Source organism: Pseudonocardia parietis, from assembly GCF_017876315.1.
GTDB classification, from domain to species: Bacteria; Actinomycetota; Actinomycetes; order Mycobacteriales; family Pseudonocardiaceae; genus Pseudonocardia; species Pseudonocardia parietis.
The window spans coordinates 6,307,483-6,321,765 of sequence record NZ_JAGINU010000001.1 but is presented as its reverse complement, the minus strand read 5'-3'; the positions used below and the strand labels follow the sequence as shown (position 1 = coordinate 6,321,765).

Genomic DNA, 14,283 nt, shown 5'->3' with positions numbered 1-14,283 from the left:
GGCCCGTCCGGGCGGGGTCAGCCGCGGGCGCCGGCCAGCAGGGGGTCGTCGAGCGCGTCGAGCAGCGGGACCTGCAGCCGCGCCCACGGTGACAGCCCGGAGTCCGGGTCGCCGGCGGCCTCGCGGAAGCGCTCCCAGCTCCACCACTGCACGTCGTCGACCTCGTCCGGGCGCGGGGCGGGCTCGCCGGCGATGCGCGCGACGAACACCGGGCACAGCTCGTTCTCCTCGACCCCGTCCTGGGAGGCCCGGTAGCTGAACCCGGGCAGTACCAGCCGCAGCTCGGTGGCCCGGATCCCGAGCTCGTCGGACAGCCGGCGGCGCACCGCGTCCGCCATGTCCTCACCCGGTGCCGGGTGCCCGCAGCAGGTGTTCGTCCAGACCAGGGGGAACGCGGTCTTGCCCCGCGCGCGCCGGGTGACCAGCAGGCGCCCGGCGTCGTCCACGCCGTAGCAGGAGAACGCCAGGTGCCGCGGGGTCGTCGCGCCGTGCACGGTCGCCTTGTCCGCGGCGCCGACCGGGTTGCCGTCGTCGTCGAGCAGTACGACCTGTTCCATGCGCTCCTGTCTACCCGACCCCGCCGGCCGTGGCCCGCCGGCGGGCGCGGATCACGGTCGCCGGCAGCCGGGCGGCCACCAGCGCCAGGGCGACGGGGGAGACCGTGCCCCGGGCCAGGCCCAGCCGGACGGCGCAGTCGAACACGCTCGGGTGCGTGGCGGCGGCGCCGATCGCGGCGTCGAGGAAGGCCGGGCGGGCCGCCAGCCGGGCCAGGGCCGCGACGTGCCGGTGGTGGCGGCCGAACGCGCGCTCCATCGCGTCCCGGTGTGCCGCTCCGGCACCGGCCCCGTGCAGCGCGTTGCGGCCGGCCAGGATCCCGGAGGCGACGGCGTCGAAGATCCCTTCGCCGGTCAGCGGGTTGACCTTGGCCGCGGCGTCCCCGGCGAGCAGGACGCGCCCGTCGGGCTGGAACCGCGGCGTCGTGGACAGCGGGAGGTGGTGCGCGCGCAGTGTCGCGGGATCCGGCTCCTGGCCGGGCAGCAGCAGCGCCAGCCGCTCGAGCAGCTCGGCCCGCGAGCCGGCTCCGCGCTTGTCGAACACCCCGTAGCCGACGTTCGCGCCGCCCCCGGCGATCGGGAACGACCACGCGTAGGCGGGGACGGTGTCCCCGGCGTACTCGATCGTCAGCGTCCCCGGCTCGGCGGCGACCGGGGTGTAGCCGCGGATCGCCACCGCAGTGCCCTCCGGCGGCGCGGGGGGTGCGCCCAGCGCCCGGCGCACGACCGAGTGCGCCCCGTCCGCCCCGATCACCGTGCGGGCGGTGACGGTGCCGTCCAGGACGACCCGGTCGCCGTCGAGGTCCAGGGTCCGCACCCGGTGGCGGCGCAGTTCGGCCCCGGCGGCGACGGCGGCGTCCACCAGCGCGGCGTCCAGGTCCCACCGGGTGATCACCCGGTTCGAGCGCGGCGCCGCCCGGTGCACGGCGTGCCCGGCCGGGGTGCGCAGCCGCAGCCGCGGCGCCGCCGGGCCGAGATCGCGGATCCCGCTCACCCCGAGGTCGTCGAGCAGGTCGAACACCTCGGCGGCGACGCCGTCACCGCAGGTCTTGTCGCGGGGGAACGACTGCGCGTCGAGCAGCAGCACGGCGGCATCCGGCCGCAGGCGCAGCACGTTCAGCGCCGCCGCCGATCCCGCCGGACCGGCCCCGACCACCACGACGTCGTAGACGGACATGGGCCCATTCTGCGTTCACCGGTCGCGGAATCCATCCGTGCGCGGTGAAATCCGATCGCTCCCGTGGGGCCGGTCGTGTTCACTCGTCAGGTACCGCACCGACCTCCCCGCCGCGGTCCCGCACGCCCTCGACCGGCCGCGGGCGACCGTGCCCGGGGCCGACGACAGGAGGAATCCCGCTGTGACGACCGAGCCGACGACCGGACCCGCCCAGGCGGATCGGCTCCCGGCGGGCGCGCTGCTGATCATCTCGCTGCTCGTCGGGTCCGCCTTCGTCATGATCCTCAACGAGACGATCATGAGCGTGGCGCTCCCGGCGTTGATCGCCGACCTCGGCGTCACCGCGGCCACCGCGCAGTGGCTGACCAGCGGGTTCCTGCTGACGATGGCCGTGGTCATCCCGATCACCGGGTACCTGCTGCAGCGGTTCCCGCCGCGGGCGGTGTACCTCGCGTCGATGACCCTGTTCAGCGCGGGCACCCTGCTGTGTGCGCTCGCACCGGGTTTCGCGGTGCTGCTCGCGGGCCGTGTCGTGCAGGCGTGCGGCACCGCGGTGATGGTCCCGCTGCTGATGACGACGATCATGCGGCTGATCCCGGCGTCGCGCCGCGGGCAAACCATGGGCACGATCTCGATCGTCATCGCGGTCGCACCCGCACTCGGCCCGACGATCTCCGGCGTGATCCTCTCGGCGCTGGGCTGGCGCTGGATGTTCTGGCTGGTGCTGCCGATCGCGCTGATCGCGCTGGCCGCCGGGGCGACCTGGCTGAGGGTGACCGCCGAGACCTCGAAGGCCCCGCTGGACGTGCTGTCCGTGCTGATCTCGGTGGTCGCGTTCTCCGGCATCGTCTACGGCCTGTCCGCGGTCGGTGAGTCCGCGGCCGCCGGCACGCACGGCGGGCTCCCGCCCTGGGTCCCCCTGGTCGTCGGCGCCGTCGCACTGGCCGTGTTCGTGCACCGCCAGATCCGGCTGCAGCGCGTGGGTGCGCCGCTGCTGGACATGCGCCCGTTCGCGATCCGCCGCTACACCCTGGCGCTGGTGCTGGTGGCCACCGGGTTCATGTCCCTGTTCGGGGCGATCATCCTGCTGCCGCTCTACATCCAGAACGTGCTGAACGACAGCGCGTTCGTCGCCGGGCTCGTGGTGCTGCCCGGTGGTCTGGCGATGGGTCTGCTCGGTCCGATCGTCGGGCGCGCCTACGACCGGCTCGGCGCGCGTCCGCTGGTCATCCCGGGTTCGCTCCTGCTGGCCGCGGTGATGTGGGGGTTCACCACCCTCGGCGCGACGACGCCGATCTGGCTGGTCGCGGTGCTGTACGTGGGCCTGTCCTCGGCGCTGGCGCTGATGTTCACGCCGCTGATGACCGAGGCGCTCGGGTCGCTGCCCGGGGACCTGTACTCGCACGGCAGCGCCATCCTCACCACGCTGCAGCAGGTCGCCGGTGCCGCCGGGACCGCGCTGTTCATCACGGTGATGACGCTGTTCTCCGAGGGCGCCGGGGTGGACGAGGCAGGCGTGCACGCCGCGTTCCTGGTTGCGGCCGTCATCTCGCTGGTCGTGGTGGCCCTGGCGTTCCTCACCGGCCCGCGGCCGGCGGAGCAGACCGAGCCCGCCGGGAGCCAGGGCGCCTGATCCGCGCCGGGGGCGGGCGCCGCTCGCCCCCGGTCAGGCCGACGTGGTGCCGCGGTCCCCGGCCGGCACGGTATCCGGGTGACCGGTGAGCCCGTCCCGCGCGGTCTCCCGCAGCGCCAGCACGCACCCCACGGAGACCAGCGCGAGCAGCCCGATGACCGTGCTGATCATCAGCGTCCCGCCGCCACCGGCCAGCAGCGACGCGAACGTCACCGGTGCCAGCCCCGCGCCGAGGCCGGAGATCTGGTAGCCGAGCGAGGCCCCGGTGTAGCGGGAGCCGGTGGAGAACATCTCCGAGTACAGCGCGGCCGACGGGCCGAACCACGCGGCGTGCGCGATCCCCTGCCCGACGACCACGGCCAGGGTGAGCAGCACCGTCGACCCGCTGTCGATGAAGGGGAAGATCGCGAAGCACCAGGCGCCGGTGGCGAGGGCACCGCCGAGCAGGACCGGTCGTCGTCCCACCCGGTCCGACAGCGCCGAGAACCCGATGATGGCGACGACCGCGACGACCGAGGACGCGGTGAGCGCGTTGAGCACCGTCTGCCGCTCGAACCCGGCCTGCACCGCGTACGAGATGACGAACACGGTGAGCGTGCCCTGCGCGACGAACGCGCCGAAACCGAATCCGACGACGAGCAGCAGGTTCCGCGGGTGCCTGCGGAACACCTCCACCAGCGGCGGACGGGCCGGCTTCGCGCCGGCGGCCGCGGCGAACACCGGTGTCTCGGCGACCGACAGCCGGACGAACAGCCCGATCACCAGCAGCACCACGCTCAGCAGGAACGGGATCCGCCAGCCCCAGGTGAGGAACCCGGGGCCGCTCAGCGACGCGGACACCGCCAGCACCACCGTCGAGAGCACCATGCCGCTCGGTGCGCCGGCGTTGGTGAAGCTCGACCACAGCCCGCGCCGCGACGACGCGTGCTCGGCCGACATCAGCACCGCGCCGCCCCACTCGCCGCCGACCGCGATGCCCTGGACGATCCGCAGCAACACGAGCAGCAGCGGCGCCAGAGCCCCCACCTGGGCATAGGTGGGGAGCACGCCGATCAGGGTGCTGGCGACCCCCATCAGCACCATGCTGATCACGAGCATCCGTTTGCGGCCGACCCGGTCGCCGAAGTGCCCGAAGACGATCCCGCCGAGCGGGCGGGCGACGTACCCGGCCGCGAGGGTGCCGAACGCGGCGACCGTCCCGACCAGCGGATCGAGGTCGGAGAAGAAGACCTGGTTGAACACCACGGCCGACGCCGTCGCGTACAGCAGGAAGTCGTAGTACTCGATCACGCTGCCGAGGTAGCTCGACAGCACCGCCCGCCGCAGCTGGGTGCGGGAGAACCGGGGTTGCGTCATCGCGACTCCCTGCCTGTCGGACCGGCCGGCCGGTCGGCACCGGCTGGGTAGCAAGCAGCTTTATAGCAAGTGTCTTGTCACCTGGTCGAGCGTCGCTACCCTCGGTCCGTGACGGACGCGGCGGCAGCACCCACCGGATCGCGCGGTCAGCGACTGACCTACCTGGTCAAACGGTTGCAGATGGCGGAGCGGGCCCGGATGGAGGAGGCGTTGCGCCCACTCGGCGTGACGCTCGGGCAGTACACCGCGCTGAGCGTCCTCGAGCGGCGCGGCGGGCTCTCCTCGGCGCAGCTCGCGCGGCGGCACTTCGTGACCCCGCAGGCGATGCAGCAGCTGGTCGCCGGGCTCGAACGCGACGATCTCGTCGAGCGCAGGCCGGACGCCGGGAACAAGCGGATCCTGCGTCTCTGGCTCACCCCCCGCGGCGACGAGGCGCTGGCGGCCTGCCACGCGGCGGTCGCGGACGTCGAACGCCGGATGCTGGACGCGCTGGAGCCGGGCGAGGCCGACGTCTTCGCCCTCGCCCTGGAGCGCTGTCTCGCCGCGCTGGCCCGTCCGGACGACACCGCCGACGGCAGCGAGTCGGAGGACGACGAGCCACCCGGTTGACTATCAGGAAGCTTGCTATCAAGCTTCCTGATACCTGCGAATCGGACGTGTGCGAGGGAGCCCATGAGCCCGATCACCGGACCCGGCCTCGGGCTGGGCAGCTGGCCCGTGCGGCGGGCCCGCATCGGTCCGGACGCGACGGCGGTGCTCGACGCGCACCGCACGCTCACCTACGCCGGGCTCGCCGACCGCACCGCGCGGATCGCGGGCGGCCTCGCCCGGCTCGGGGTCGGTCACGGCGACCGGGTCGCCTGGCTGGGCGTCAACGCCGTCGAGACCTTGGAGACCTACTTCGCCGCCTGGGCGCTGGGCGCGATCGTGGTGCCGATCAACCACCGGCTCGCGGGCGCGGAGATCCGCTACATGCTCGACGACTGCGGCGCGTCGGTGCTGGTGCACGGGCCCGACGCGACCGGGCGGGCGACCGACGCGCCGGCTCCGGACGTCCGGGTCGTCGCCGTGGACACCGGGCCCGAGCCGCTCGCCACCGGATCGCCTGCGGACACCGGCGGTGCGGATCTCGACGACCCGGCGGTGCTGCTCTACACCTCCGGCACCACCGGGCGTCCGAAGGCGGCCGTGCTCACCCACGGCAACCTGACGTGGAACACGGTCAACCAGCTCGCCCACGTCGACCTGCTCTCCACCGACCGCACGCTGTGCGTCGCGCCGCTGTTCCACTGCGTCGGGCTCAGCCAGGTCACGCTGCCCGCGCTGTTCAAGGGCGGCAGCGTGGAGCTCGTTCCGGCGTTCGACGCCGGCGCGGTCCTCGCCCGCATCGCCGAGGCTCCGATCACCGCCTTCGCCGCCGTCCCGACCATGCTGGCGCTGCTCTGCGAGCACCCGGCCTGGCCGGACACCGACCTCGGTGCGCTGCGCTCGGTGGTCTACGGCGGCTCCGCGGTGCAGGAGCGCGTGGCCCGGGCGTGGCTGGACCGCGGCGTCACCCTGCAGCAGGGCTACGGCATGACCGAGACCGCGCCGGGCGTCTACATGGCGACCCGCGAGGGCACCGCGGCGCACCCGCCGACGTCGGTCGGCGTGCCGCACTTCTTCACCGACGTCGCGGTGGCGCGCGAGGGTGGCCCCGAATCCTGCGGTCCCGCACCCGTTGGCGCCGAACCCGGCGAGCTGCTGGTCCGCGGTCCGCACGTGAGCCCCGGCTACTGGGGCCGCCCGGAGGAGACCGCCGCGGCCCGGACCGGGGACTGGTTCCACACCGGTGACGTGCTCCGGGCCGGCGACGACGGGTGGGCGTTCGTCGTCGACCGCGTCACGGACCTCTACATCTCCGGCGGGGAGAACGTCTATCCGGCCGAGGTGGAGGCCGTCGCCGTCACCCACGACGCCGTCGCCGACTGCGCCGTCGTCGGCATCCCGGACGCCCGCTGGGGCGAGGTCGGGGTCGCGTACGTGCAGCTGCGCCCGGGCGCCCGGCTCGACGCCGGCGAGCTGCGGGAGCTGCTGTCCGCGCGGCTGGCCCGGTACAAGGTCCCGCGCCACGTCGAGTTCGTGGACGAGCTGCCGCGCAACGCCACCGGGAAGGTCCGGCGGGTCGACCTGCGGGTCCGTGCGGCCGCGGCCTTCGCCGACGAGGAGGTGCTGCCGTGACCGCCGGTACCCCCGCGGTGGAGTCACTGCTGCCCTTGACGCTGCAGGCCGAGCGGCACGGCGAGGTCGCCGTGCCGCGGCTGTGCCGGGCGGCCGAGCGCAACGCGCTGAACGACGCGACCGTGCTGGGGGTCGAGACGTTCTTCACGCACCCGCCGGACGGGGTCCGGGCCGTGGTGCTCGACGCCGAGCAGGGACAGGCGCTGGGCCTGTCGCACTACCGCGTCGGCCCCGGTGCGGGCCGGGAGAAGGCGCAGGAGCGGATGCGCGCATTCCTGGCCGGGCGGGGCGGGCGGGTGCAGCGGTGAGCGCGGCCGAGCTGATCCGGCCGGTACCCGCCGACGCCTGGGAGACCACGGAGATCGGCCGGTTCCTGTCCTACCTGGAGCGCGGGCGCGGGCTGGTGTTCGACGACTACGCCGACCTGCACCGCTGGTCGGTCTCCGACCCCGACGGCTTCTGGGGCGGCGTCGTCGAGCACCTCGGTGTGCGGTTCACGACGCCGCCGGTGGCGGTGCGCGGACGGACCGCGATGCCCGGCGCGCAGTGGTTCCCGGGCGCCACCCTGAACTACGCCGAGCACGCGGTCGGGTCGTCCGGCACCGATGCCGCCGACGTCGCCGTCGTCGCGTACCCGCAGAGCCGCGACCGGACCGAGCTGAGCTGGGCGGGGCTGCGCGAACAGGTGGCACGGGCCCGGGCCGGGCTGCGCCGCCTCGGCGTCGGCCGCGGTGACCGGGTCGCCGCCTACCTGCCGAACATTCCGGAGGCCGTCGTCGCGTACCTGGCGACCGCCTCCCTCGGCGCGATCTGGACCAGCTGCGCCCCCGAGTTCGGTGCGCGCGCCGTGATCGACCGGTTCGGCCAGGTCGAGCCGGTCGTGCTGCTCGCGGTCGGCGGGTACGGCTGGGCGGGGCGCGACGTCGACCGCCGTGTCGAGGTCGCCGCCCTGCGGGCCGGGCTGCCCACGCTGCGGCACGTCGTCGACGTCCCCTACGGCCCGTACGGCGTCCCGGACGCGACCGGCTGGGACGAGCTCCTCGCGGAACCCGCCGAGCTCGCATTCGACCCGGTCGCGTTCGACCACCCGCTGTGCGTGCTGTTCTCCTCCGGCACCACCGGGAAGCCGAAGGCGATCGTGCACGGCCACGGCGGGATCCTCGTCGAGCACCTCAAGAACCATGCCCTGAGCTGGGACCTCGGCCCCGGCGACCGGATGCTGTGGTACTCCACGACCGCCTGGATGATGTGGAACGCGCTGGTCTCCGGGCTGCTGCGACAGGCGTCGATCGTGCTGGTCGACGGCGATCCGGCGTATCCCGATCCGGGACACCAGTGGCGGCTCGCCGCCCGGACCGGGGCGACGCTGATGGGTGCGAGCCCCGGTTTCCTGATGGCGTGCCGCAGGGCGGGCCTGCACCCGGCCACCGAGCACGACCTGTCCCGGATCCGGCAGATCGGCGCCGCGGGCAGCCCGCTCCCGGCGGAGGGCTATCGCTGGGTCGCCGAGGAGTTCGGGCCCGGCGTCCTGCTCAACGTCGGCAGCGGCGGCACCGACGTCTGCTCCGGCATCGTGCAGGGCGGACCGCTGCAGCCGGTGTGGGCCGGGGAGATCTCCGGTCCCTGCCTGGGCGTGGACGCGAAGGCCTACGACGACGACGGCTGCCCGGTGATCGGGGCGCCCGGTGAGCTGGTGATCACCTCCGCGATGCCGTCGATGCCGGTCGGGTTCTGGGGCGACGCCGACGGTTCCCGCTACCGCGACACCTACTTCGCCACGTTCCCCGGCGTCTGGCGCCACGGCGACCGGGTCCGGTTCTCCGCGGCAGGCAGCGCCGTGGTCACGGGACGCTCGGACGCCACCCTCAACCGCGGCGGGGTCCGGCTGGGCACCGCCGAGTTCTACGCGGTCGTCGAGGAGCTGCCCGAGGTCGACGACAGCCTCGTCGTCCACCTGGAGGATCCGGCAGGCGGGAACGGCGAGCTGCGGCTGTTCGTGGCGCTGCGGCCCGGTGCCGAGCTCGACGACGTGCTGCGCACGGCGATCACGACGGCTCTGCGCACCGAGCTGACCCCGCGCCACGCACCGGACCGGATCGACGCGGTCCCCGCGGTGCCGCGCAACCGGACCGGGAAGAAGCTGGAGGTCCCCGTGAAACGGATCCTGCAGGGCGCCGCGGCCGAGGACGTCGCCTCCCGGGACGTGCTGGCCGATCCCGGGTCGCTGGACGTGTTCACCGAGCTCGCGGCGATGCGGTCCTCGGGCCGGAGGTGAGCAGAGCAGAAGTCAGTGCGGCGGTCGCTCGGGTCGCCGTCGTCGGGACCGGGGTGCTCGGCGTCGGCTGGACGGCACTGTTCCTCGCCCGCGGCCTGGCGGTGCACGCCCACGACCCGGCGCCGGGCGCCGAGGACCGACTGCGAACCGATCTCGCCGCGCTCGGGCCGGTCCCCGGGGCCCAGGGCCCGCTGCCGACCGACGGGGTCCGGCCCTGATCGACCGCTCCCCTCGAAACCCCCTGGAGGACCCGTATGGCCATCGATCCCGCCACCGTCGACGCGATCGACGTCCACGTGCACGTCGAGCAGGACGGGCACGGCTGCTTCGCGCTCGACCAGGAGCTGCTGGACGCCTCGGCGGCGTACTTCAAGGCCGACCAGGACCGCACCCCGACGATCACCTCCATCGCCGAGCACTACCGGGCCCGCCGGATCGCCGCGGTCGTGTTCACCGTCGACGCCCCGGCCGGCACCGGGCATCCCGCGCTGTCCAGCGAGGAGATCGCCGACCGGGCCGCCGAGCACCCCGACGCGCTGATCCCGTTCGGCTCGGTCGACCCGCACGCCGGCAAGGCCGCCGTCGCCCGGGCCCGTCGGCTGGTGACCGGGCACGGGGTGCGCGGGTTCAAGTTCCACCCGAGCCTGCAGGCGTTCGAGCCGAACGACATGCGGTACTACCCGCTCTACGAGGCCATCGCCGAGCTCGGTGTGCCCGCGCTGTTCCACAGCGGACAGACCGGGATCGGCGCCGGGCTGCCCGGCGGGCGCGGGATCAAGCTGCGCTACTCGAACCCGATGCTGCTCGACGACGTCGCCGCCGACCACCCGGACCTCACGATCGTGCTCGCGCACCCGTCGGTTCCGTGGCAGGACGAGGCGATCTCGATGGCGACGCACAAGGCCAACGTCCACATCGACCTGTCCGGCTGGTCGCCGAAGTACTTCCCGCCGCAGCTGGTGCGGGCGGCGAACTCGCTGCTGCGGCGCAAGGTGCTGTTCGGCTCGGACTTCCCGGTGCTCACCCCGGACCGCTGGCTCGCGGACTTCGAGAACCTGGATCTCAAGCCCGAGGTCCGGCCGCTGATCCTCAAGGAGAACGCCGTCCGGCTGCTCGGTCTCGGTTGAGGGGCGGGGGGCGACGGGTGGCGGGCCGCGGGAATGATCGGGCCACCGCTGCGGGTTGAACAACGCCGCATGGTCCCGGTCCCCGGGCCCCGCTCCCACCCGTCCCGAGGAGAACGATGTCCGTCGTCAAGGAACGCAGCCCCGGCCCGCTCGGGCGCGTGCTGCGTGAGATCCCGGCCACCGAGCGGGCCGCCTACGGCCCGCAGGACCGCGCCTCGCCGGCACCGCAGTGGAAGGTCGTCACGGTCGGGCTCGTGCTGGCCGTGCTCTTCCTGATCGGCGTGAGCACGGTCGCCCCGGCGACGATGGTCGGCACCGCGGCACTCGGGCTCGCGCTCGGCTTCACGCTGTTCCACTCGCGGTTCGGCTTCACCTCCGGCTGGCGCCAGCTGGTGGCGGTCGGCCAGGGCGCGGCGATCCGGGCTCACATGATCATGCTGGCGACGGCGGCCGTGCTGTTCGCGGTGATCCTCTCCTCCGGGTTCGCGCTGGCCGGGGAGCCGCGCGGGCTCGTCTCACCGGTGGGGATCGGCCTGGTCGTCGGCGCGTTCCTGTTCGGACTCGGGATGCAGGTCGGCGGGTCGTGCGCGTCCGGGACGCTGTTCGCGGTCGGCAGCGGGCAGAGCGCGATCGTGCTGACCCTGTTCGGCTTCGTCGTGGGCTCGATGTTCGCGGTGTTCACCCACACCTTCTGGACCGAGACGGTGCCCCAGGGCCCGCGCGTCGACCTCGCGGGACTGCTCGGCTACCCGGGCGCGGTCGCCCTCACCCTCGTCGTCCTCGCCGCGATCACCGTCGCGACCTGGGTCGTCGCCCGCCGTCGCACCCCGCCGCCGGTGCAGCGTCCGCCGTCGGCCCGCGGTGCCGCCCGGGTACTGCGCGGCTCCTGGCCGATGTGGGCCGGCGCGATCGTGCTCGCCGGGCTGAACGCCGCGGTGCTGTTCGTCTCCGCCGCCCCGTGGGGCGTGACGTCGGCGTTCGCGCTGTGGGGCTCGAAGTTCCTCGAGTTCCTCGGCTTCGACATGGCGAGCCTGGCGTACTGGCAGGTGCCGGCGAACGCGGAGGCGCTGGCGAACCCGGTGCTCGCCGACCGGATCTCCAACCTCGACATCGGCATCATGGTCGGCGCGCTGGTCGCGTCCGCGGTGGGCGGCGCGTTCGTGCTGCACAAGCGGGTCCCGTGGAAGCTGGCGCTCGGCGCCGTGCTCGGTGGCATCGCCATGGGGTACGGCGCGCGTCTGGCGGGTGGTTGCAACATCGGTGCCTACTTCTCCGGCATCGCCTCGTTCAGCCTGCACGGCTGGATCTGGGCCGTCGTCGCTCTCGGCGGTACCTGGGTGGGGCTGCGCCTGCGACCGCTGTTCGGCCTGGCCAACCCCGAGCCGGCCGACTCGCTCTGCTGAGATCCCCGACGACCTGCTGCGGCCCCGACGACTTGCGTTGTGTGTAACCGCTGGTAACGTTACCGGTGGTTACAGCATCTGACATCGTCGTCTGCGAGGAGCCGACATGACCGCCACCGTTCCTGAGGCCCGGGTCGACATGACCGACGACCGGCAGGACACCGCGGAGCGGCTGCTGCGTTCGTCCGCGGAGCTCTCGTTCGACCCCACGACCGAGGTCGACTGGGAGACGCCGCTGGACCGCACTCACCACGGCATGAGCCCCGAGTGGAGCAGCCTCTACGGCACCGCCTACTGGGACGAGCTGACCGAGGAGCAGCGCACCGAGCTGACCCGCCAGGAGTCGGCGTCGGTGGCCTCGACCGGCATCTGGTTCGAGATGATCCTGCAGCAGCTCGTGCTGCGGGACTTCTACGCCAAGGACCCGACCGACCCGGCCTTCCAGTGGGCACTGACCGAGATCGCCGACGAGTGCCGGCACTCGATCATGTTCGCCCGCGGCTCGGCCAAGCTCGGGGCGCCGGCCTACATCCCCAAGCGCAGCGTCGTGGCGCTCGGCAGGCTCTGCGCGCTGACCTACTCCGGCGAGGCGGCGTACGCGTCGATCCTGGTCGCCGAGGAGGTCCTCGACGTGATGCAGCGGGACTGGATGCGCGACGAGCGCGTCGCCCCGTTCGTGCGGACGATCAACAACATCCACGTGGTCGAGGAGTCGCGGCACATGCGGTTCGCCCGCGAGGAGACCCGCGAGCGGCTCCGGGGGACCGGCCGGCTGCGCCGCCAGTACCAGGCGGTCGCCGTCGCGGCCGCCGCGTACTTCATCGTCACCAGCATGTGGAACGAGCAGGTCTACGAGAACGCGGGCCTGGACAAGGAGCGCGCGCTGCGCGAGGCGAAGGCCAACGAGCACCACAAGGCGATGCTGCGCTCGTCGTGTGCCGGGCTCATGGAGTTCCTCTCGTCCTGTGGCCTGCTGACCAAGCCCGCGCTGCGGTTCTACCGCCGCGCGAACCTGATCTGACCGGAGCGGTCGTGGCCTTCGCGATCACCCAGACCTGTTGCACCGACGCGTCCTGTGTGGCCGCGTGCCCGGTCAACTGCATCCACCCGACGCCGGGGGAGCCGGACTTCGGCACGACCGACATGCTCTACATCGACCCGCGGGCATGCATCGACTGCGGGGCGTGCGCCGACGCGTGCCCGGTCGACGCGGTGTTCCCGGTGGAGCGGCTGACCGACTCGCTCGCGGACTACGCGCAGGTCAACGCCGACCACTACGCGGGCAAACCCGTCGCCGGGACGCTCGAGCACGAGTCGCCGCTGTTCCACGACTGGCAGCCGCCGTCCTTCGCCCGGGACCTGCCGGCCGACATGGCCGCGCTCGAGGTCGCCGTCGTCGGGACCGGGCCGGCCGGCATGTACGCGGCGCAGGACCTGTTGCTGCACACGTCGTCGCGGGTGACGCTGGTCGACCGGTTGGCCACCCCGGGCGGGCTGGTCCGCTACGGCGTGGCGCCGGACCACCCGTCGACGAAGCGGATCGGGGAGTCGTTCGCCCGCCTCCACAGCCACCCCCGGGTCCGGATGCGGCTCGGTACCGAGGCCGGCCGCGACGTCACCGCCGACGAGCTCGCGCGGCAGTACGACGCCGTGGTCTGGGCGGTCGGCGCGCCGGCGCCCAGGGACCTCGGACTGGCGGGGGAGGAGCTGGCGGGCAGCATCGCCGCGGACACGGTCGTGGGCTGGTACAACGGCCACCCCGATGTGCCGCGCGACGCCGTCGACACCACCCGCGAGCGGGTCGTGGTGGTCGGGACCGGCAACGTCGCGATCGACGTCGCGCGGGTGCTGACCGCCTCGCCCGCCGACCTGGGGAGCAGCTCGATCGACCCGCACGCGCTGGCCGCGCTGCGGTCCGGTGCGATCAGCGAGGTCGTGCTGCTCGGCAGGCGCGGCCCGGAGTCGGTCGCCGCCACGGCGCCGGAGCTGCGCGAGCTCCTCGGCCGGTCCGATGTGGACGTCGTCGTCGACGAGCACGACCCGCGGATCGCCGAGTCGCTCGACGGCCCGGCCGCCTCCGAGGCCCACGGGCTGCTGCGACGGGCGCGCCGGGAGAAGATCGACTGGTCGGTGCCGCCCCCGTCTCGCCGGGTGGTGCTGCGGTTCCACACCACGCCGGACCGGATCGAGGGCACCGTCGCGGTGCAGGGTGTGCACACGGCCGACGGTGCCGAGATCCCGGCCGGTCTGGTCGTGCGCGCGGTCGGGCACCGCGGGCGCCCGGTGCCGGGACTGCCGTTCGACGACGGCCCCGGCGTCGTCCCGAACGAGGCCGGCCGGGTCGACGGCCGGCCCGGGCACTACGTCGTCGGCTGGATCAAGCGCGGCCCCTCCGGCGGTATCGGGACCAACCGCACCTGCGCTGCCGAGACGATCGGGTCGCTGCTCGACGACGCCGTCGCCGGGCGCCTGCCGGCGCGGCGCCGGAAGCCGTCGCCGCTGCGTGCCGTGGCCGGACTGCTGCGCCGCCACTGACCG

General features: G+C 73.8%; 13 protein-coding genes. 10 read left to right on the top strand and 3 right to left on the bottom strand.

Features of this window, described 5'->3' with window-relative positions; all coding sequences use genetic code 11:
• Window positions 1-17: 17 nt before the first annotated feature.
• Together idi and JOF36_RS29740 are read right to left on the bottom strand one after the other, a co-directional pair.
• The gene (gene idi / locus JOF36_RS29745; RefSeq protein ID WP_210033465.1) at window positions 18-557 is read right to left on the bottom strand and encodes an isopentenyl-diphosphate Delta-isomerase; all 540 of its coding nucleotides are present in this window, start codon (window positions 555-557) and stop codon (window positions 18-20) included.
• Between the two features lie 10 nt (window positions 558-567).
• The gene (locus JOF36_RS29740; RefSeq protein WP_210033463.1) at window positions 568-1,731 is read right to left on the bottom strand and encodes an NAD(P)/FAD-dependent oxidoreductase; all 1,164 of its coding nucleotides are present in this window, start codon (window positions 1,729-1,731) and stop codon (window positions 568-570) included.
• Window positions 1,732-1,912: 181 nt separating this feature from the next.
• On the opposite strand from JOF36_RS29740, the gene JOF36_RS29735 reads away from it, so the two are divergent.
• The gene (locus JOF36_RS29735; protein WP_210033461.1) at window positions 1,913-3,364 is read left to right on the top strand and encodes an MDR family MFS transporter; all 1,452 of its coding nucleotides are present in this window, start codon (window positions 1,913-1,915) and stop codon (window positions 3,362-3,364) included.
• A gap of 33 nt (window positions 3,365-3,397) precedes the next feature.
• Here the strand turns inward: JOF36_RS29735 and JOF36_RS29730 are convergent, their stop codons facing one another.
• A complete protein-coding gene (locus JOF36_RS29730; protein ID WP_210033459.1) occupies window positions 3,398-4,720 on the bottom strand; it encodes an MFS transporter in 1,323 nt (440 codons plus the stop codon).
• Between the two features lie 108 nt (window positions 4,721-4,828).
• Here JOF36_RS29730 and JOF36_RS29725 point away from each other — a divergent pair, with 108 nt between their 5' ends.
• From JOF36_RS29725 to JOF36_RS29685, 9 genes are all read left to right on the top strand, one after another.
• A complete protein-coding gene (locus JOF36_RS29725) occupies window positions 4,829-5,329 on the top strand; it encodes a MarR family winged helix-turn-helix transcriptional regulator (protein WP_307862654.1) in 501 nt (166 codons plus the stop codon).
• Between the two features lie 63 nt (window positions 5,330-5,392).
• The gene (locus JOF36_RS29720; RefSeq protein WP_210033458.1) at window positions 5,393-6,940 is read left to right on the top strand and encodes an acyl-CoA synthetase; all 1,548 of its coding nucleotides are present in this window, start codon (window positions 5,393-5,395) and stop codon (window positions 6,938-6,940) included.
• Complete coding sequence (locus JOF36_RS29715) at window positions 6,937-7,248, top strand: Clp protease/crotonase-like domain-containing protein (protein WP_210033456.1); 312 nt, start codon at window positions 6,937-6,939, stop codon at window positions 7,246-7,248. Before JOF36_RS29720 ends, JOF36_RS29715 begins: the two co-directional genes overlap by 4 nt.
• Window positions 7,245-9,215, top strand: coding sequence for an acetoacetate--CoA ligase (locus JOF36_RS29710; RefSeq protein WP_210033454.1), 1,971 nt, complete (start codon window positions 7,245-7,247; stop codon window positions 9,213-9,215). Before JOF36_RS29715 ends, JOF36_RS29710 begins: the two co-directional genes overlap by 4 nt.
• Window positions 9,212-9,433, top strand: a complete 222-nt coding sequence (locus tag JOF36_RS39525) for a 3-hydroxyacyl-CoA dehydrogenase NAD-binding domain-containing protein (RefSeq protein WP_210033447.1) — start codon at window positions 9,212-9,214, stop codon at window positions 9,431-9,433. Before JOF36_RS29710 ends, JOF36_RS39525 begins: the two co-directional genes overlap by 4 nt.
• 36 nt (window positions 9,434-9,469) lie before the next feature.
• Entirely contained in the window at window positions 9,470-10,342 is an 873-nt protein-coding gene (gene couO, locus JOF36_RS29700) for a 4-hydroxyphenyl-beta-ketoacyl-CoA hydrolase (RefSeq protein ID WP_210033445.1), read from the top strand.
• Window positions 10,343-10,458: 116 nt separating this feature from the next.
• Complete coding sequence (locus JOF36_RS29695; protein WP_210033443.1) at window positions 10,459-11,745, top strand: YeeE/YedE family protein; 1,287 nt, start codon at window positions 10,459-10,461, stop codon at window positions 11,743-11,745.
• A gap of 106 nt (window positions 11,746-11,851) precedes the next feature.
• Window positions 11,852-12,766 (top strand): AurF N-oxygenase family protein, encoded by a 915-nt coding sequence (locus tag JOF36_RS29690; protein WP_210033441.1) that lies wholly within the window; start codon window positions 11,852-11,854, stop codon window positions 12,764-12,766.
• An 11-nt stretch (window positions 12,767-12,777) separates the two neighbouring features.
• Complete coding sequence (locus JOF36_RS29685) at window positions 12,778-14,280, top strand: FAD-dependent oxidoreductase (RefSeq protein ID WP_210033439.1); 1,503 nt, start codon at window positions 12,778-12,780, stop codon at window positions 14,278-14,280.
• Window positions 14,281-14,283 lie beyond the last annotated feature (3 nt).

What these genes read in the sequence shown, in the direction of transcription:
- JOF36_RS29720 (WP_210033458.1), top strand. Translation starts at nt 5,393, where the DNA reads ATGAGCCCGATCACCGGACCCGGCCTCGGGCTGGGCAGCTGGCCCGTG.
- JOF36_RS29740 (WP_210033463.1), bottom strand. Translation starts at nt 1,731, where the DNA reads ATGTCCGTCTACGACGTCGTGGTGGTCGGGGCCGGTCCGGCGGGATCG.
- JOF36_RS29695 (WP_210033443.1), top strand. Translation starts at nt 10,459, where the DNA reads ATGTCCGTCGTCAAGGAACGCAGCCCCGGCCCGCTCGGGCGCGTGCTG.
- JOF36_RS29690 (WP_210033441.1), top strand. Translation starts at nt 11,852, where the DNA reads ATGACCGCCACCGTTCCTGAGGCCCGGGTCGACATGACCGACGACCGG.
- couO (WP_210033445.1), top strand. Translation starts at nt 9,470, where the DNA reads ATGGCCATCGATCCCGCCACCGTCGACGCGATCGACGTCCACGTGCAC.
- JOF36_RS29730 (WP_210033459.1), bottom strand. Translation starts at nt 4,720, where the DNA reads ATGACGCAACCCCGGTTCTCCCGCACCCAGCTGCGGCGGGCGGTGCTG.
- idi (WP_210033465.1), bottom strand. Translation starts at nt 557, where the DNA reads ATGGAACAGGTCGTACTGCTCGACGACGACGGCAACCCGGTCGGCGCC.